General features: G+C 41.1%; 18 protein-coding genes. 7 read left to right on the top strand and 11 right to left on the bottom strand.

Features of this window, described 5'->3' with window-relative positions; all coding sequences use genetic code 11:
- Positions 1–35 precede the first annotated feature (35 nt).
- Together ATG70_RS12515 and ATG70_RS12520 are read left to right on the top strand one after the other, a co-directional pair.
- The gene (locus ATG70_RS12515; protein ID WP_098444629.1) at positions 36–224 is read left to right on the top strand and encodes a hypothetical protein; all 189 of its coding nucleotides are present in this window, start codon (positions 36–38) and stop codon (positions 222–224) included.
- A gap of 900 nt (positions 225–1124) precedes the next feature.
- Positions 1125–1421, top strand: a complete 297-nt coding sequence (locus ATG70_RS12520; protein ID WP_098444630.1) for a DUF3817 domain-containing protein — start codon at positions 1125–1127, stop codon at positions 1419–1421.
- 44 nt (positions 1422–1465) lie between these two features.
- Here ATG70_RS12520 and menC read toward each other — a convergent pair whose 3' ends face one another.
- The 6 genes from menC to ATG70_RS12550 form a co-directional block, all read right to left on the bottom strand.
- Positions 1466–2566 carry an o-succinylbenzoate synthase gene (gene menC, locus ATG70_RS12525; RefSeq protein WP_098444631.1) on the bottom strand — a complete coding sequence of 367 codons (1101 nt, stop codon included), beginning with the start codon at positions 2564–2566 and terminating at the stop codon, positions 1466–1468.
- On the bottom strand, positions 2563–4023 hold the full coding sequence (locus ATG70_RS12530) for an o-succinylbenzoate--CoA ligase (RefSeq protein WP_098444632.1): 1461 nt from the start codon (positions 4021–4023) through the stop codon (positions 2563–2565). The genes menC and ATG70_RS12530 overlap by 4 nt, the downstream gene beginning before the upstream one ends.
- A 72-nt stretch (positions 4024–4095) precedes the next feature.
- Positions 4096–4911, bottom strand: a complete 816-nt coding sequence (menB, locus tag ATG70_RS12535) for a 1,4-dihydroxy-2-naphthoyl-CoA synthase (RefSeq protein WP_098444633.1) — start codon at positions 4909–4911, stop codon at positions 4096–4098.
- Between the two features lie 31 nt (positions 4912–4942).
- Positions 4943–5767, bottom strand: coding sequence for a 2-succinyl-6-hydroxy-2,4-cyclohexadiene-1-carboxylate synthase (menH, locus tag ATG70_RS12540; protein WP_098444634.1), 825 nt, complete (start codon positions 5765–5767; stop codon positions 4943–4945).
- On the bottom strand, positions 5764–7497 hold the full coding sequence (gene menD / locus ATG70_RS12545) for a 2-succinyl-5-enolpyruvyl-6-hydroxy-3-cyclohexene-1-carboxylic-acid synthase (protein ID WP_098444635.1): 1734 nt from the start codon (positions 7495–7497) through the stop codon (positions 5764–5766). The genes menH and menD overlap by 4 nt, the downstream gene beginning before the upstream one ends.
- Positions 7490–8893 (bottom strand): isochorismate synthase, encoded by a 1404-nt coding sequence (locus ATG70_RS12550; RefSeq protein ID WP_098444636.1) that lies wholly within the window; start codon positions 8891–8893, stop codon positions 7490–7492. Before ATG70_RS12550 ends, menD begins: the two co-directional genes overlap by 8 nt.
- A gap of 274 nt (positions 8894–9167) precedes the next feature.
- On the opposite strand from ATG70_RS12550, the gene ATG70_RS12555 reads away from it, so the two are divergent.
- The 3 genes from ATG70_RS12555 to ATG70_RS12565 all read left to right on the top strand — a co-directional run bounded on the left by ATG70_RS12555 (position 9168) and on the right by ATG70_RS12565 (position 11412).
- Positions 9168–9446, top strand: a complete 279-nt coding sequence (locus ATG70_RS12555; RefSeq protein ID WP_098444637.1) for a hypothetical protein — start codon at positions 9168–9170, stop codon at positions 9444–9446.
- A gap of 245 nt (positions 9447–9691) precedes the next feature.
- Positions 9692–10624 carry a 1,4-dihydroxy-2-naphthoate polyprenyltransferase gene (locus tag ATG70_RS12560; RefSeq protein WP_257147779.1) on the top strand — a complete coding sequence of 311 codons (933 nt, stop codon included), beginning with the start codon at positions 9692–9694 and terminating at the stop codon, positions 10622–10624.
- Between the two features lie 407 nt (positions 10625–11031).
- The gene (locus ATG70_RS12565) at positions 11032–11412 is read left to right on the top strand and encodes a hotdog fold thioesterase (RefSeq protein ID WP_098444639.1); all 381 of its coding nucleotides are present in this window, start codon (positions 11032–11034) and stop codon (positions 11410–11412) included.
- Positions 11413–11857: 445 nt separating this feature from the next.
- On the opposite strand, the gene ATG70_RS22520 is transcribed toward ATG70_RS12565, so the two are convergent.
- Positions 11858–12016, bottom strand: coding sequence for a hypothetical protein (locus ATG70_RS22520; protein WP_159783968.1), 159 nt, complete (start codon positions 12014–12016; stop codon positions 11858–11860).
- A gap of 74 nt (positions 12017–12090) precedes the next feature.
- Here ATG70_RS22520 and ATG70_RS12570 point away from each other — a divergent pair, with 74 nt between their 5' ends.
- Together ATG70_RS12570 and ATG70_RS12575 are read left to right on the top strand one after the other, a co-directional pair.
- Positions 12091–12807: a thermonuclease family protein gene (locus tag ATG70_RS12570; RefSeq protein WP_098444640.1), complete on the top strand. Its 717-nt coding sequence runs from the start codon at positions 12091–12093 to the stop codon at positions 12805–12807.
- An 87-nt stretch (positions 12808–12894) separates the two neighbouring features.
- Positions 12895–13449, top strand: a complete 555-nt coding sequence (locus ATG70_RS12575; protein WP_098444641.1) for a DUF3231 family protein — start codon at positions 12895–12897, stop codon at positions 13447–13449.
- 29 nt (positions 13450–13478) lie between these two features.
- Here ATG70_RS12575 and ATG70_RS12580 read toward each other — a convergent pair whose 3' ends face one another.
- The 4 genes from ATG70_RS12580 to ATG70_RS12595 form a co-directional block, all read right to left on the bottom strand.
- Entirely contained in the window at positions 13479–15503 is a 2025-nt protein-coding gene (locus ATG70_RS12580) for an ABC transporter ATP-binding protein (protein ID WP_098444642.1), read from the bottom strand.
- A complete protein-coding gene (locus ATG70_RS12585; RefSeq protein ID WP_098444643.1) occupies positions 15504–17255 on the bottom strand; it encodes an ABC transporter ATP-binding protein in 1752 nt (583 codons plus the stop codon).
- Positions 17256–17607: 352 nt separating this feature from the next.
- Positions 17608–18654: a M20/M25/M40 family metallo-hydrolase gene (locus tag ATG70_RS12590; protein ID WP_098444644.1), complete on the bottom strand. Its 1047-nt coding sequence runs from the start codon at positions 18652–18654 to the stop codon at positions 17608–17610.
- Positions 18655–18784: 130 nt separating this feature from the next.
- A complete protein-coding gene (locus tag ATG70_RS12595; RefSeq protein ID WP_098444645.1) occupies positions 18785–19741 on the bottom strand; it encodes an aminoimidazole riboside kinase in 957 nt (318 codons plus the stop codon).
- Positions 19742–19800 lie beyond the last annotated feature (59 nt).

Consider the following 19800-nt stretch of genomic DNA (forward strand, 5'->3'; position numbering starts at 1 on the left):
TATAGTAGAAAAAAACGCGCAACAGGAGGGCTCCGATGAGCAGCATTCGTTACGAAACCATCTTTCAGAAACAGCTTGGCAACGGTACGATTATCGGAATAATGGATTACCTTGAAGGCAAGCTGATCAGACTGAACTTAAATGATAAGGAGCCGGAGTACCTTAACCCGGAGTTAAAGGAATTCTTTCAACAAGAGCGTATGAAAGTGAACCTTCATCAATAATAGTTACAATAAATCAAACGGCCTCCCGTGAATTATTTTGGGAGGCCGTTTTTTTGTATAGAGATGAAGGTGGATGACATCTTAATAACTAAGCTAACGTTTCATCACTTCCCTTTAAATACTAGTCTTTTTTACCTATTCTTCACAAAAAAAGGTTTGATATAAAAAGTGAAAAGGGTATACCAATAGTAGCAAAGAACATTGCTATATTGAAGGAGGAAGTCATAATGTTAAAACAAGTTCTAGTTATTGTCGGTATTGTTGTAGTCGTTGCATTTGTTGTCAGTGCTTTATTCTAGAAGACAACATAATTAAAGCTATGGATGAACTAAATTGACTTTATCAAGGAGGAATAGCAATGGTACGCACGATTCTTATGATTATTGGCGCAGTCGCTGTTATCGCAGCAATCATTTCATTTATTTAAAACCTTACATTTTATGATTCATTAAGCAATTGAAATTTTACTATTACTTATAATTTAAAGAAGTCGAGCCCACAAGAGGCTCGACTTCTTTTTAAGTTATCTATTAATCATTCTTTTTCATGTTTTTTTTGGCTTCATCAACTTTGGACTTTGGAATGTATATAAAGATCGCTTTTTTATTATTATTCATATAAATCTCCTTCAGAGTTGATTTAGTTTACCCTCATTCATTCTACTCGATAATGACGTCTATAAGCAATGATCCCTTCCAAAAGAAGTGAAAACACTGCGTTAGTACTAAATGTTCTGACAATCGTGATGCCTTTTATCGAAACTTGTGACTAAAACTGTCAAGAAATCGAGATAACTTCGACTTCTATTCTTGGACGAGGATTGATATACTGATTGTAAATTGTGTGATTCTGATCAATTAAAATGGGTCACAATAGCTTATTTAAAGGAGTGAACTCCATTTGTTGAAACAACCATTAAAACTATTCAGAGGGGTCGGCTATGCGGAAGGAATTTCGTTTCTATTGCTACTAGGAATTGCGATGCCTCTTAAATACTTGATGGACATTCCGATGGCCGTCACGATTGTTGGAGCCTTACACGGCGGATTATTCGTTCTCTATCTTGCCGTCATCCTTTACGTCACCATTGTTAAACGCTGGTCTTTTATTAAGGCGACGCTTGCCGTTGTCTCTTCCGTCATTCCATTCGGACCGTTTATCTTTGATGCACGTATTGTGAAAGATTCAGAAGCGTAAATGAAAGGCAGGACCTTTAACAGGCTCTGCCTTTTTGCATGCGCTCAATAAACTTCTTTCACGACTGTCACCCGTGATAGTTCTTTTCGGTTTAAGTCGTACCCAATACCATTACCTTCTGGTACGTTAATGTATCCTTTCTCTACGATCACTTCAGGATGAATGATATCCCGCTCCCAATATCGTGTAGAAGCCGAAATATCTCCTGGGATGACAAAGTTAGATAAGCTAGAAAGAGCTATATTATGCGCCCTTCCAATTCCTGATTCAAGCATACCACCGCACCAGACAGGGACACCGCGCTCATCGCATAAATCATGTATCATTTTACTAGCAGTTAACCCGCCTACGCGACCAGGCTTAATATTTATCACCTGGCAGCTATTTAAATCTAGCGCTCGGCGCGCATCATCGAAAGAAGCAATACTTTCATCCAAACAAATCGGTGTCTTTAATTCCCTTTGAAGTTTAGCATGGTCAACGATATCATCTGCCGCTAATGGTTGTTCAATCATCAGGAGATTAAAGCCATCCAACGCTTTCAATTGATCGATATCTCGAAGCGTATAGGCGGAATTAGCATCTGCCATTAAAGATAAATTTGGATAGCGTTCTCTTATTGCTTTTAGAATGGAAACATCTTGAGACGGCTTTATCTTTACCTTAATCCGCTCATACCCTTCCAAAATTCTGTTGCTTATTTCTTCTAACATCGTCTCCTGATCAGAAGCACCAACCGCAACGCCTGCTTTAATTTTCTTTAAAGTTCCGCCTAATGCTTTTGATAAACTAATGCCTTCTTTTTTGGCGTATAAATCCCATATCGCCCCTTCTATCGCATACTTTGCCATTGGGTTTCTTCTAATTCCTGACAACATGCCATTAACCTCAAACGGGTGTGCAATGAAACGTTTTTTTACTAGGGGTATCATGATATCCCTTAACATATGCCAGGACGTTTGGAGCGTTTCTTCAGTGTACCACGGGGTTGTAAATGCCACCCCTTCTCCAAAACCACTATTACCCTCAGCATCGTTCACCTCTACGATAATCAAATCTCGATCAGACACCGTTTCAAGGCTATTACCAAAAGGCGTTTTAAGGTTCATTTTAATATGATGGAGTGTTACCGACTCGATGATCATTCTGCTTCACTCGCTAACAAATTTCGCTGAAGTTTATTGGCTCCATTCCTTGGAAGAGCCTTAACAAAGGTAATCGACTTGGGCAATTTATACCGAGCCAGTCGATCTGAAAGATAATCGAGTAACTGATGATCGGTTAACATTGGGTTTTTACTTACCACGAAAGCCGCCGGTACTTCTCCCCAATGTGGATCTTGGACACCTGTTACGCCTGCATCTTCAATATCTATATGTTCAAGGATGGCGGCTTCAATTTCTGCCGGATACACATTTTCTCCTCCAGAAAGAATCAGGTCTTTTCTTCGATCTAATACAAAGAGAAAACCATCTTCATCAACAAAACCGATATCACCCGTATGAAGCCATCCATCTTCAAATGCCTCACTCGTCGCGCCTTCACGTTTCCAATATCCTTTCGTCACCGTGGGTCCTTTCACAAGAATTTCGCCATGCTCTCGTGGTGAAAGTTCTCTATGATTATGACTAATCTTTACTTCTGAAGGAAACAGAGCTTTCCCAGCAGAACCCTGTTTATTTAGCATATACTCAGGTGAAAGCGTCACAATTTGCGATGCTGTTTCCGTCATTCCAAATGTTTGGAAGACAGGAATTTGCTTTTCTTCACAAATCGTTAGGAGTGGATATGGAGCTGGGCCTCCGCCAAGCAGCATGCAGCGTAACGTAGCGGGATACTGATCGTCTCCAAGGTCATCAAGCATTTTCTTTAGCATAGCGCTTACTACCGATACAATTGTAATGTTTTCTTTTTGAATCGATTGATTAACGGCATGCGGATCGAATCGTTTTTGTATAACCATCGTAATCCCATAGATAACACTGCGTAATAATATTGAAAGGCCACTCATATGAAATAGCGGTACGGCACATAACCAGCGATCATGCATTTCTAAACCTATATTAAGGCTCGAGCTAATCGCACTCCACCAGTGGTTTCCATACGTTAACATCACGCCTTTCGGTTCCCCCGTCGTACCAGAAGTGTACATGATCGTATGAAGTTGGTTTAACTCAATTGAGGTTTGTAGATCCTCCAAACAATATGCTCCTGGACGAATATCCTCCCAAATAAAAAGGTCGATATATAGTAAACTTTCGCGAGCTTTATTCGCAAGAGATCGGTCCGTTATTACGTAAGAAAGCTCAGCATCATTTAATTGAAACGCTAATTCATGACCTGTCAATCGATGGTTCAGCGGTACAATAATAACCCCAATATACATGAGCGCATGCAAGCAGACTGCCGACTGTATTGCGTTCTCCATAAAAAAACCAACATGCTTCCCTTTAGCAATGCCCTTTGCTTTTAGAGCATTCGCCATTTCAACTGCCTGTTCTTGCAATTGCTTATAAGTTAACTGCTTATTCTTTTCAATCAGCGCCACTCGGTCAGGCGTCATGGAAGCGCGTTTGTGTAACCAATTTGGCATCGTGTCCATCTTTACCATCCTTTCTTTAGCCTGAAAAAACAGCTTGATGGATATCCATCAAGCTGTTTTCGTGCAATCGATTTATGGAAAACGTGGGAACTGTTTAAAGTCTGGTTTGCGTTTCTCTTTGAACGAATCGCGTCCTTCTTTCGCTTCTTCAGTTGTGTAATAAAGAAGCGTTGCATCTCCACCCATTTGTTGAAGTCCTGCAAGACCATCTGTATCAGCATTAAGTGAAGCTTTAAGGAAACGTAAAGCAGTTGGTGACTTATCAAGCATTTCCTGCGCCCACTGAACGGTTTCAGCTTCAAGCTGCTCAAGAGGGACAACCGTGTTAACTAGACCCATATCAAGGGCTTCTTGAGCGTTATATTGGCGGCAAAGGTACCAGATCTCACGGGCTTTCTTATGCCCTACGATTCGAGCAAGGTATCCAGCGCCGTATCCAGCATCAAAACTCCCTACTTTAGGACCTGTTTGTCCAAAGATTGCATTATCAGCAGCAATTGTAAGGTCACATACAACGTGTAGAACATGTCCTCCGCCAATCGCATAACCAGATACCATTGCAATAACCGGTTTAGGGATTACGCGAATAAGACGTTGAAGATCTAATACGTTGAGACGAGGAATTTCATCGTCGCCGACGTATCCACCATGCCCACGAACACTTTGATCTCCGCCAGAACAAAATGCTTTGTCTCCAGCACCTGCAAGAACAATAACCCCAATATTAGAATCATCTCTCGCAAATGAAAAAGCTGTAATTAATTCATTAACCGTTCTTGGTGTAAATGCATTGCGCACCTCTGGACGGTTAATTGTAATCTTAGCAATCCCATCATACGTTTCATAAAGAATATCTTCAAATTCACGTTCAGTCTTCCATTGAATCATTTAGAAATTCTCCTTTCCTATGTACCTAAATTTACAGATTAGAATCTGCATGCTTTTTTAGAAAAGCTACTACCATTTTAACAAAGATTTCAGGTTGTTCTACATGAATTGTATGCCCTGCGTCATTTATTTGCACAAAATCAGCTTGAGGGAGTAAATTTTCCATCTTCTTCCCAATAGAAACGAACTTTTGATCATGCTCACCTACTAAAAGAAGGACTGGAATTGACAAGTCATCTAGCATTTCCCAATATGAACGCTGTGCCCCTGTCCCCATTCCAATAAGACTGTTAGCTAGTCCTTTTTCAGTATTGCTCAAACGCTGTTTTCTTATTTCCTCTTTCTTGCGTAAAGGAAGTTTTTTCTGAGTAGAAAACAAAGGAACGCTTTCCCAAAAATCTACAAAAGATGCCATGCCTTCCTGTTCAATCCGTCTAGCAAGCCGATGATCATTTTGTATTCGTTCATCTCTTTCCTCTTTCGTGATAAGTCCTGGTGAACTACTCTCGAGGATGAGTGTTTTAACACAATCAGGATATTGTACAGTAAACGATAAGGCAAAACGACCACCCATTGAATAACCAAGTAAATGGATGCTATCAATTCGAAGAATCTGTAAGAGCTTTTTTAAATAACTTCCCATTGCTTCCATCGTATAGAGCGCAGAATCATCTGGTTTTCCACTTGCACCATGCCCTATTAAATCTATGGCGATTACTTTATAGAAATTTGATAGTTTTTTCATTAACGGCGTCCAACTTGCGCTTGCCCCTGTAAAGCCGTGCAATAAAAGAAGAGGTTCCCCCTCACCTTCTATTTTAACGTGAAACGGTTGTCCTTCAATTGTGTAAATCATGATTTTAGAGCCTTCGCTGTTTCGTGTGAAATCTTTGAGAATAACTTCCGATGGAGCATAAGATTTTCATCACGATTGGTCGGGACTTCAATAATGCTAAGTCCTTTATGCTTCTTGCTTTTCTCAAAAGCTAAGCTAAACTCTTCCCAATTCCCTATGCGATCAAAACTTCCACCGTAGAGCGCTGCGGCATGCTCGTAATCTAGTCCAAGCGGTGTTCCAAACAGTTGCTCGAAATGTTTATCCTCCTGGCGCTGCGGTAAAAAGGAGAAAATCCCACCCCCATCATTGTTCACAACAACAATGGTTAAATTGATTTCATATAACTTTGCTAGAAGGAGACCGTTCATATCATGATAAAAAGAGAGATCACCGATAACCAAAACGCCGGAAGAATAATCAGTACTAGCACCAAGAGCAGTTGAAATAATCCCATCAATTCCGTTCGCCCCGCGATTTCCCATTATGGTCGGTCGAGCTCCTTCAGGTAAAAAGAAGTTTTCCAAATCGCGTATCGGCATACTATTGCCTACAAACAAAAGATCGTCCTTATCCATTAATTGACCCAATTCTCTAAACACATATCCTTCAAAGAGTCCCTCTACCTCCAAATCCTCACGAAGCAGGTTAAGAGTGACCTCGTTTAACTCTTTCCACGCTTCTAGCCACTTGTTCTCACAATGTTCAAGCTGCTGTAAAGCAGGAAGAAGGCTCTTCACAAACTCTACTGGTGAAACATTTGGCATATCAGAGCTTGAAAGAGTTGGATCTCTCCATCCATTCTCATCTATTACGAGATGGAGAGGACTTTCGACTTTATTAACAAAAAGCGTATAAGCTTTTGATACAGGCATTGCCCCAAAACGAATAATCACATCAGGATACAGAGAGGAATCAACTTCACCTCTTAAAAAAGCATCATATCCTTCAATTAAATTGGGAGAATTCACATGTCGACACATGGACAGAGAATCAGCAAGAACAGGATACCCTAGTGCTTCCGCAAGAGCATACAATGGCTCAGCTAATTCTTCATTTTCCTGTGGACCTACAACGATAATTCCCTTCTTATTAGCCAACTTTTCGACATAACGCTTTACTGCTTTATCGTCTAAAATGCGTGCATAATCAGTAGATTGTACCCATGGCTCGTGATCATCTCTGCCGTCAGCAAAAAGACCTGAATATGAAAGATCAGGTGTTAAAGGATCTCTAAACGGAAAATTAAGATGAACAGGTCCAGCTGGTATACTCGAAGAAACAGCAACGGCTCTTGAAGCGACTGTCCTGATGTATCGCGTCAGAGAGGAGGATGGGAGCGCCATTTCCATAAACCACTTTGCATAGTCTCCATATAGCTTAATTTGGTCAATCGCCTGTGGCGCACCATTGTCACGAAGCTCATGAGGACGATCGGCCGTTAATACAATCAACGGAACATTGGATTGAGCAGCTTCGATGACTGCCGGATAGTAATTCGCTCCTGCTGTGCCTGATGAACAAAGAAGTGCGACCGGTTCATGATGTGACTTGGCCATGCCAAGCGCAAAAAAACCAGCAGACCGCTCATCAATATGCATCCAGACTTTCATTAAAGGGTGTTCGGCCATCATCATAGCAAGCGGGGTAGACCGCGATCCTGGACTAACCACAGCATGGTTTACGCCTGATCGCACAAGTTCATCTACAAACGAACCAACGTAGCTTGATAATATTTCTTGATCAGTCATATTTTTTACCCCCAAGCGCCGTTAACATCGGTTTAAACTTCATTTTGGTTTCTTCGTATTCACTATCGGGATCTGAATCTCCTACAATCCCGCACCCTGCATAGAGCGTTGCTTGATCGCCATTTAATAAACCTGAGCGAATCGCAACCGCAAATTCTCCATTCCCCTGGTAATCAACCCAGCCAACAGGTCCAGCATACCAGCCGCGATCCAAGTTTTCGATTCGCTTAATCTCATTAACCGCCTCTACTTGAGGATACCCACCGAGCGCTGGGGTAGGGTGTAACCGCTCAACCATCCGTAAAAGACTTGTTCTTTTGCTAGCTCTCGCTACAACAGGTGTAAACAAATGTTGAATATGCGGCGTTTTTAAAATTTCAGGCGTAGAGGGTACCTGAACAAATTCACACTCTTTTTCCATAGCGGTTCGAATCATCTGAACAACCAAATCGTGTTCGATTCGATTTTTTTGATCGTAAAGCAGTTCTTGTCCAAGAGCTTCATCTTGTTCTTCCGATACCCCTCGCTGAATCGAGCCAGCAAGACACGTTGAATAAACCTGTTGCCCCTCCCTTTTCACTAACCGTTCAGGTGAGGCACCAAGAAAACATTTCCCCCCGTATTCGAACGCAAATACGTAGCTATCGCTCTGCAGTTCTTTTAGATTTGATAGCGTTCGTGTAGAAGAGAAAGATTGAGTAGATTTGAGCTTGATTTCTCTAGCAAGAACAACTTTATCCAATTGCCCTTCTCGTATATTTTCGGCTGCACTTCTGACTGTTTCTTTCCATTGATCAGGGTTGATTTCTTCTATAGAAAAAGCTTCAACATCCGATGAATATACAGTCGTTATTTTATTTAAGAGGTTGGCATGTTGCTTTAGAAGTGCTTCGGAAAGTTTCTCTGGATCATCTTCTACACTCACGACAGCATTAATTGTTAACCATGCCTGATCAAGAGCGGAGGTTAGCATAATTTCCGGAAGTACCATACCGCCTTCAGGAAATGAACCCCATTCTCCGCTTTCTGGCGCAGAAGGGTCAAAAGAAAAACCACCGAGCAGCACAGGTCCGACACCTGGACGAGATGGCGCCCCCTCTATAATGGCATCTTCAAGAAAACGCTGCCACTCTTCTTCTATTGTACGAAACCGATCGGAATTGGCTTGAAATTGGTTCATCCGTCCAAGCCCTACAATCGTCGTATCATTCTCTGGGTCAGACCAAAATGTTCGATCATTTTTATAAGTAGACGAACCTGCTGCATAAAAGGAGAGGGGATCGACAGCAGCTACTGATAGCACCTGACTAACAAGTACAGACGTTCCCCGCTTTTCTGCCTTACTAACACCTTGATGAAGCAGGCTAAATAATTCTTGATGTTGTAATGTAGACACCGTCTTCTCCCCCCAACTTTCTGTCCATGCAAAAGCAGACCGAGTTAGCCTCGGCCACAGTTACTTAAAGGATACACCTGTGTAGCTAAGACTGTCAACGAAGCTGTTTTACCGTTTTTATCGCCTTCTTATGTATAGATTCCCTATCTCCTCAAAAAAAACCATTTTAATGCTCCGCAGATGCCCTTAGCAAAATAATTGATGAGCATACACTGATAAATGTAGACGACGGTGAACCGTTGTTTATACACTAAATGATAAGGGAGTGTCTCACATGTCCAGACACTATTATCATGGTGTTTGTCGTCAGCATATTGGACAATGTGTTGAAATCAAATGTCATGACGGTCAATTGCATAGAGGTCATATTGAAGATGTTGATGATGAGTTCGTCTACATTCGCCCTTTAAATCGCAATTGTGATGGACCACAACATCCCGAGGGACCAGGAATGTTTTTCTTCGGCGCTTTTGCAGGCGGCTTTCTTGGAGGACTATTAGGCGTAGGTTTGGGAAGTATCGCGTTTTTCAGGCCATATCCGTACTATTACTAATCACACAAATGCGATCACTAAAAGGTGATCGTTTTTGTTTTCACTACACTTTCTCTCTTCTTGAAAGAAATTAGGCGGATGTGATGCGAAAGCATGTAATTCGACTTTTTTCTATTGACAGAGACTTCTTGATATTGACAAAAGGATTGACACCCTTTATCCGTTTTTTTAAACTATAATGGTTACAAGCGGATTTTTAAGAAGTTTATTATTTAAGGGAGAGACACTATTCTATGGAAGAGCGTATGAACAACAGCAAAGATAAGCTGAACAAAGTGACGCCTTCAAAACCAACATGGCAGGTGTGGTGGCGACTATTAAGACCCCACACATTAACAGCTTCCTTCGTCCCGGTTTTTCTGGGCACAATGCTTGCCCTTCAAAGTCATACATTACATTTTGGATTGTTTATGGCGATGATGATCGCTTCTATCCTTATTCAATCAGCAACAAATATGTTTAATGAATACTATGATTTCAAAAGGGGTCTTGATCACGCAGGTAGCGTAGGAATTGGTGGCGCCATCGTAAGAGATGGAGTTAGTGCAAGAACAGTATTGAATCTTGCTTTTATTTTCTTTGGAATTGCCATTCTGTTAGGCGTTTACATCTGTATCCTGACGACATGGTGGATTGCGGTCATTGGTTCAATCTGTATGGCTGCAGGGTATTTCTATACTGGTGGCCCACACCCAATTGCCTATACACCATTTGGCGAAATTGCCGCTGGCGTCTTTATGGGACTCATTCTTGTCTTACTTTCTTTTTTCATTCAAACGGGCGTTATTACATTTGAAAGCATTCTCGTTTCGATCCCGATTTCCATTCTAGTTGGCGGTATCCTTATGGCGAACAATATCCGCGACCTAGAAGGCGACAAAGAAAAAGGACGAAAAACACTCGCAATACTTCTTGGACACGATAAAGCTGTGGCCCTTTTAGAGTGGATGTTTATCGTTTCTTACCTTTGGGTGGTGGCACTCATCATTACAATTGATTTATCACTTTGGTTGCTGTTAATTATTCTAAGCATCCCTAAAGCATTCAAAGCCATTCGCTTGTTTGAAGGGAAAACGCAGGCTGCTCAAATGATGCCCGCTATGCAAGCAACGGCTCAAATGCATACTCAGTTTGGACTGCTTATGGCCATTGGTTTATTGCTCGCGTATTTTATTTAATCTAGAGTCAGAGACGAATATAGTCTCTGGCTTTTTTACGTAGCTTTAGAGAGGAAAGCACTTTAGAGGGAAGCACTTCTTTTTAATCTAATTAGCGGAATTAATTAGATTTTCGAGGAATTATCTCTTAAGATCGCAGAATTAATTGGTTTTTCGTGGAAATATTGAGAATTTCGCGGAAATATAGCAAGAACCAGACATAAAAGGAAAAAAAGCTAGCTTCTTCCCCGCTAATTTTCCCTTTTTATAGCCAATTGCTCGTGTATACTGTAAATAAGTACATAGAAAAAAGCGGAAGCGTCCGATTAACCTCAACAAAATCTTGAACCTAAAAAAATTGTCCGGTGTTCATTTTATTGATGAAGGAATGATAAGTTTTGGCGCGACAGCTAAATTGGAGGAATGAGATGGAATTCGCAAATACAATGCTAGAGGCACTCGGAATCAAAGCCATTACACTAACACCTGAAAAAGTCGTTCTTGAAATGCCAGTTGGACCGAGCACTCATCAGCCACTCGGATATCTTCACGGAGGTGCATCCGTTGCACTTGCAGAGTCAGCCGCAAGTATCGGTGGCACACTTAACCTTAACTCAGAAAACGAAGCCACATTCGGAATGGAAATCAACGCTAATCATCTACGTAGCAAAAAAGACGGCGTTGTCCGAGCCATCGCTGAGCCGATCCACATTGGACGAAGAACAATGGTCTGGGAAATCAACATCGTCGACGAACAAGAAGAACTAATCTGCATATCCCGCTGCACCCTAGCCGTTAAAAGGTATTAAGAAAAGCGGAGCGGGCCAGCCTAAATCCGCAGGAAGTTGGAGCCCATGAGATTGAGACGCTTTTTGTCTCATTCGATTGGGCGAAACAGCCGGAGGATTTGGCCCGCGTAGCTGGACATGAAAAGCGGAGACGATCTCTTACAAACGGAGATATTGGAACTCTTGAACTAGAACACGCTTTTTGTGTTCTGGTGAAAGAGTGAAATATCGTAGTTTCTGCAAGTAACAGCTAGACACGAAAAGCGGAAGCGCCCGTTTAGCCTCGACAAGCGCTGGAGCCCCATAAAAAGAACACGGTCTTTGTGTTCATTTTATGGGGTGAAGCGATCGAGAGGCTGGGCGCTGCAGCTGGACACGAAAAGCGGAAGCGTACGAGTGTCTGACCACTTGCAGTTCAACATCACTACACTCATTTAAACCATAGAATCCAAAAAGAATCCCGTCACTATTGACGGGATTTCTGTTCTATTTTTCGTTCACCAATTTCTCGATAATCTTCATGATACGTGTCTGAAATCGCATAGTGACATTCATCGCACACCATCCTTCTTCTTTCCCACGGGAAGAGCAATTCTTTCTCACAGTAAATACATCCGTGATTCAATTGGATCACCCCCCTTTTAGATTATGACGAATCAGTATGTCTAAGACCTAAAAGCCAGGAAAGGAGAACTTAACTTGACACATAAACTAGTGCCTTACCTTTTTATATTACTCTTTTTATCTGCCTGTTCTTTCATCACTTCCAATAACGAAATTCCTGAAAACACAATTCCAGCAACAGTAGATCGGGTCGTAGATGGTGACACTCTAAAAATAACACTTGAAGAGCGAGAAGAAACAATCAGACTTCTACTTGTCGATACACCTGAAACGAAGCATCCTAGTAAACCTGTCCAACCATTTGGACCTGAAGCGTCAGATTTTGCGAAGGACCGGCTTGAAGGAGAGAAGGTTGGAATCGAGATCGATGTTTCAGAACGTGATAAGTACGGCAGACTTCTTGCATACGTCTGGATCGGTGATCAAATGTTCAACGAAATGCTTCTTGAAGAAGGGCTCGCGAGGGTCGCATACATTTATCAGCCTAACGTAAAATATGTTGATCAATTTCAAAAAATACAGCGACAAGCTCAAGAAGAAGGGAAAGGGATTTGGAGCATAGAAGACTATGTTCAAGAAGAAGGGTTTGACGAAGAAGCAGAAACAAATGATTCTCCTACTGAAGAAAAACTCGCTTCTGAGGAGTGCCAAATAAAAGGGAATATAAATTCAAAAGGCGAAAAAATCTATCATGTTCCTGAAGGATCCTACTACGAAATGACCAAAGCAGAAGAAATGTTTTGTACGAAAAACGAAGCAGAGGAAGCTGGTTTCCGTCCATCTTCCAGGTAATCGTCTTGCATTACTCTTTCTCTTTAGACAAACACACATAATTTGTTACCTTCTGTACCATCATAGGCTAGAGGAGGTAGCGAAACGATGAAAACAATTTTAAAATCAATGCTTGGCATTCTCCAATCTCACACTGATGGTGAGCCTAAATCCCCGTTACATGTCGGTGAAGTGATGAACTGTTGGACAGCTTTTGCGATTTTTAAAGAAGCTCAAGTTTTTTATCGAATGGCATTAAATACAACCGATGATGAACAACTCAAGAAAAAAACACAGGAGATTTTTGATGCATCTGTTAAAGACCAAAATAAATTAAAACAATTTTTAATAAAAGAAGGCGTTCCTCTCCCACCAACATCTCAAGCAAAGCCTGATTCATCCTCAGAAACGATCCCTATGGGGGTAAAGCTAACGGACGATGAAATTGCCAACGGGATTTCACTGAAGCTTGCCTCAGTGAATGTCCTCTGTGCAACGACCGTTTCTCAGTCGATTCGAACCGATGTTGGGTTAATGTTTCTTGAGTTTCAAACCCACATCCTACTATTTGCTGCGGATTTTAAAACGTTAATGGAAAAGAGAGGATGGCTGAAATCTCCACCACCTTATCTTCCACCTGGCGCTCCAACTCAAAAGCCGTAGCTGAAGAAGCTACGGCTTTTATCTTATTTCTACACGGCTTGCTCAATCTTTTTCCCTTGTTGAAGCTGATACATTTGAAAGTACCTTCCTTTTTTCTGCATCAATTGATCATGATCGCCTCGCTCAACGATTTCTCCCTGATGAAGAACGAGAATTTGATCTGCCTCTCTTATCGTTGAAAGTCTGTGGGCAATGATAAATGTGGTACGCCCCTTTTTCAAAATATCGAGAGCGTCTTGAATAATCATTTCCGTCTCAGTATCAACAGTTGAAGTCGCTTCATCAAGTATAAGGACAGCAGGATCAAACGCTAACGCTCTTGCAAATGAGATAAGCTGTCTTTGCCCGGAAGAAAGCGTGCTTCCTTTTTCTATAACTGGCTCATCATAACCGTTTGGAAGCGAACGGAGCAGCTGATCTGCTCCAACATCGTTTAAAGCTTTTTCTACTTTTTCTCTTGAAATAGAGGGGTCGTCAAGACTAACATTTGATGCAATCGTGCCTGTGAATAGAAATGGATCCTGAAGTACAATTGCCATATGCTGTCTCAGTTCTTGCTTTTTAATATCCTGAATGTTTTTCCCATCAATGGATATTGTTCCTTTTTGATTATCATAAAATCGAAATAATAAATTCATAATGGAGCTTTTTCCTGAGCCCGTGTGTCCAACGAGCGCAATAGTTTGACCTTTTTTTGCTTCAAAAGAAAGATTCTTTAACACATATTCATCTTCTTTATAAGCAAAGGAAACATGATCGAAAGAAACATTCCCTTCATACCGCGGGAAAATTCCATCCGCTACATCTTCTCCTTCTTCATCAAGAAGCTCAAAAACGCGGTCTGCAGCAACCAGTGCCTGCTCTAGATTGGCAAGTTGATTGACCATGTTTGTAACGGGTTGAAACAATCGATTTAAATAGTCGACGAAAGCATAGAGAACGCCAAGACTTATCACGGCACTTGATGTAAGAGAAGCTCCTCCGAAATACCAAATCAATGCTACAAATGAGATATTCCTTAAAATGTTAACCAGGTTATGAGACATTAAAGAATTTAAATGTAAAAGCTTGTTCTGATACGTAAAGTGGCTATCATTTAATTCTTCAAATTCTCGTTCTGTCATTTGCTGGCGTTTAAAAGCTCTTATGATTGACATTCCTTGAATGGACTCGTTAATCATAGCATTAATGTCACTCACTCTTGTCCGGATCACTTTATTAAATTTGGAAGCATATTTGCGATAAACAATGATCCAAACAAACAGCAGTGGAACAATGGTTAATGTAATAAACGCAAGCTTTACATCCAATAAGAACAAGGCAACAAAGATGCCTGTCATATAAAAGATGCTAGTGAAAAAAGTTGCGAGTACGGTTACATAAAGCTCACGTATCGCCTCTGTATCATTCGTAATTCTTGCCACTACTTTTCCAGCTGGCAAATTATCGAAGTAGTTGATGTGCAAACGCTGAATTTGCGCATAGACATCTGTTCTCATCTTTTGAATGATTCGGTTAGCTGAAGTTTGCAAAAGAAGTCCTTGCCCATATTCAAAAAATGAAGCGAAGACGAGAAGTCCGAAGTATAATGCAATGAGCCAGATCATCGGTTCAATCTGAGGTTGATAAAAGGCGAGCAGCTCTTCGTTGCTTATTTCTGATGCTCCGTAGGACTGTCGTTGCCCATCCTTTTCGATAGTGAGCGTATTTTCGTTAATTGATCTTTCACCGTCGAAAGCGATCGGTTCGTCAATGAAGTAATAATCACGCCCGATTTGAAGAATTCTTGCCTCTTCTCCTTTTGCTTCATTATTTTCAAAATGATCGCTTCGCTTATACCATCCACCATCATATTGAACAACGTCTTCCCCCTGATCTGATTCATACCATGGATACTCAATTCCAAGAATATGAACGTCGATCATCCGTTTAGCAATGAAAGGACCAGATAGTTCCGCTGTCACGGCAACTGTTAAAAGTAGAAGTGCAATTAAAATATTTTTCTTAAATCCAAGTGCATACTTTACTAAACGCTTTCCTACATGTCGGTTCATTTACAGCACCTCCTTTAGTGAATCTTCAAGTTGCTGTCTGTCATATTGCTCTCTGTACCATCCTTGTTGAGTAAGAAGCTCCTCATGTGTACCTTCTTCAATCACTTTGCCATCTTCTAGAACAAGAATACGATCAGCATGCTTTACACCTGAAAGCCGATGTGTGGCAATAAGCGTCGTTTTACCAGCACGTTCACTTCTTATATTTGCAAGAATTTGTGCCTCTGTTTTCCCATCCACTGCTGACATCGCATCATCAAGAATAAGAATTTCCGGATCAATCATGAGAGCTCTAGCAATCGAAACCCGCTGCTTTTGCCCACCAGATAGTGCTACCCCCTTTTCTCCTACAAGTGTTTCAAGCCCTTGAGGAAGAAGATTGACATCTTTCTTAAAATCAGATAAACGGAGGACTTGATCGACATCTTGGTCAGTTCCATCTTTCTTACCAAAAAGCAGGTTTTCTCGCACTGATCGAGAAAATAGCATTTGATCTTGCGGAACATACCCAATCCAGCTTTGAAGCGTTCCAAGCGAAAACTCTTCGATCGGTACATCAGAGATTTTTATTTTCCCTTCGCCTACTGGGTATTCTCTCAACAATTGCTTTAGCAAAGTGGTTTTTCCGCTACCAGTTCGCCCAACGATACCGAGCGTTTGACCTTTTTCAAGCGTAAATGAAACATCATTTAAATTTGTAACTGAAGAGGTTGGATACGTAAACTGAACATGTTCAAAGCAAATCGTACCAGGAGACTCGTGATGTTTCGGAGCATGATGTTCCTTCACATCTTCTTCGTGAGATAACGTATCCAATACCCGATTTAGTGAGGCACTTCCGCGCTGCATGACATTAATTAGCTCACCAACCGCAATCATCGGCCAAATCAGCATACCGAGATACACGTTAAATGACACGAGTTCGCCTAGTGTAAGTACATTGTGAAAAACAAGATAAGCCCCATATCCTAAACCAATTAAATAACTCATCCCTACGAGTACTTTAATCGTTGGTTCAAAAAGGACATCTATCTTTGCTACATCAATGTTCTTTCTGTAAACATCTTCTGTTAAGTTTTTGAATTTTTGCTGATCCGCTCTCTCTTGTACATAAGCACGCGTAACGCGAACACCTGCAATCGATTCAAGTACTTGATCATTCATATGACCGAAAGAATCCTGCGCAGCGGTAAAGCGCTTATGAATAACCTTTCCATAACGGTTCATGGCAAGAGCCATTAATGGAAGAGGCAGAATAGCCGCAAGAGTTAGTTTCCAGCTAATCAAAACACCCATCGTAACCAATATAAGTAACATAAAGATCGTTGAATCAACCAAAGTTAAAATACCGAAACCCGCTGTAAGCGACACGGCTTTTAAGTCGTTTGTTGCTCTTGCCATCAAGTCCCCAGTCCGATTTTTCTCGTAAAAAGACGGCGTCATTTTCAGAAGATGTTTCATGAATCTAGACCGAAGCATTCTCTCAACTAGAAATGCACCACCAAATAGTTGATACATCCATACATATGTGACGAGATAAACGACAATCAATAACGCACCATAAAAAAATAGATAATTCCGTAAGCTATCCCACGTTAAACTTCCTACATTGATCTCATCAATTGCCATCCCAATTAGCTTCGGCGGAATAACCTCAAGGATCCCACCTAAAATTAACAAACCGATGGCAATACTGTAGCGCTTCCAATGCTGCTTAAAAAACCAGCTTAACTTGTGTAAAATCGAGAACATTCTTTTCCCTCCAATCTTTTTCCGACCATTGTTTCATTAATTAAAAGCAACCATCACTTCCACCACCCTCAATAGGTTAACTCCTTTTTACCATATTTAGAAATCCAAAAAGACATAGCCGTATGCGGCTATGTCTCATCCAATCATTGGACATAAAAAAGGGCACACGTCTAAGACGCGTGCCGATTCCTTTTTGTGACAAAGGGGTTACTTCCCAGGCAAAGTGCGTCTATGAGTACATGAAATTGGTTGGATTATACCTGTTAAAACATGTCTCATCACACACACTCTCCTTTACCGTTATTTTTCACTTTGTCATCGTAGCATAATTGTCACAATTTTGTCAATATTATTATTTACTTAATGGATTTACACTTTCTTCACCAGTTAATTCCGCAATCATTTCAACTAACAAATCAATTTCTTCCTGCATGTCTTTTAGACTAACCGTTTCAACTGGCGCATGCATATAGCGAAGCGGCAAAGATACGAGCGAGATCGGCACGCCGTATCCTGTTAAGCGGAGCTTATCAGCATCGGTTCCTGTCATTCTTGGTGTTAATTCATATTGAAGTTTTAGATCAAGCTTTTTTGCAGCCTTTTCGAGTAGTTGATTAATTTTAATATTAATTGGAGCACCTTTCGCAAGAACAGGTCCGTCCCCGAGATTAACCTCCGTGTGTTTTCTTGCATCAATGCCAGGATAATCAGAAGAAAATGTCACATCACAGGCAATGGCCATCGTTGGCTGAATTCCTGCACCAGCAAAGTATGCTCCACCCATATTTGTTTCTTCGTTCACTGTACTAACCGCATATACACCTACTTTAGGATTTCGCTTAGCGAGCTTTCGTAGAACCTCTGCAACAATAAACGATCCCGTACGATTATCTAGGCCTCTGCCACTAATTCTGTCATTCAATAAGTGCTCAACTTCGCGTTTATAGACAGCTAGATCTCCGATTTGAACATACTTTTCAATCTCTTCTTTTGAAGTTGCACCACAGTCTATGTAAAGATCTTCGAAATTGAATTCTTTTGCTCCACCATGATGTTCAGCATTCACGCCAAATACTCCAGTTAAATTTCCATGCGTGCCAAGAATCGTTACTTTCATACCGATAGCAGGTTTATGACTAATACCGCCTAACTTTTCCACACGAATGAAGCCGTCTTGATCAATTTTCTTTACCATAAATCCAATTTCATCACAGTGGCCAGCAAGAAGAACTTTAAATTCTGCATTGGGATTAAGAACGCCAATTGCGTTTCCTGCATTGTCTGTTTTCATTTCGTCAGCAAATTCCTTCACATAGTCCATCCATTTATGCTGAATCTCCATTTCAGCTCCTGATGGTGAAGCAGTTGATAACAATTCAAGTAAAAATTCCTGATTCATACGAAGCACCTCCGAATAGTTGATTAGTTCCTTTTTCATTGTATCTTACAGCTAGTCTTCATTCTAGTTTTGGATGCTATGGATTCAGTTCAACACAAAAAAGCACCCCGCATTTAGACGGGGCACCTCACTATTTCGATTCTTTTAATAAAATTTCTTCCACTTCTTCTTTCGTTGGCAGGGCCGTCATAGCGCCTTTTGTTGCAGCTGCTAAAGCACCAGAAACGCTAGCAAATTGCGTCATTCGCTCGAGCTCTTCGCGCGATAGTTCGGTGAGAGAGCCAACGTATTCGTTAAAACCATGAAGAATGCCTGATACAAATGCATCGCCAGCACCTGTCGTATCAACCGCCTTTACTTTCATAGCAGGAACTCTGAGTGAATAGTTAGGAGTAAAAACAAGACTACCTTCTCCACCCATCGTAATGAAAATAACTGGTATACGATAGTGAGCCAATCTTTTAATTCCAGCTTCAACAGTTTCTTCACCAGTAATAAAAGTTAGTTCTTCTTCAGAAAGCTTAAGAATGTCTGCCTCAGATAGCATGGAAACAATCGTTTCTCTTGCTCGATCTTCACTCTCCCATAAACCAAGTCGTAAGTTCGGATCATAGGAAATGAGCAGTCCGTTCTCTTTTGCCTTTTCAACAGCTTTTTTAGTAGCTGTTCTAGAAGGTTCACTAATCATAGAAATGGATCCGAAGTGGAGAATGCGATGACGCTCAAATAACTGATCGCTTATTTCTTCCTCACTTAAGAAACGATCTGCACTTGGATTTATGTAAAAATCAAAGCTACGTTCACCATTTTCGGCATTGGTTACAAATACAACGCCGGTGCGTGCAGATTCAGTTAGAATCATCGTCGAAACATCTACACCATAGTTCTTTAACGTTTCTTGAAGAAAACGTCCAAGCACATCATCGCCTACTTTTCCAAGAAAAGTGGAATTTACGCCTAGACGGGCAAGTCCAACTGCTACATTTGCCGGAGCTCCACCAGGGCTTTTTTGATACGTTAAATTGTCTTTGTCAAGAGGTATAAAATCAATTAATGCCTCCCCTAAACTAATGACACCTTTACTCATATCTACATCCTCCTATGTCTACCAATTGTAGAGCTGCACCAAGGGTACAGCTTTTCCGT

The organism is Bacillus sp. es.036 (assembly GCF_002563635.1).
In the GTDB taxonomy this organism is placed as follows: Bacteria; Bacillota; Bacilli; order Bacillales; family Guptibacillaceae; genus Guptibacillus.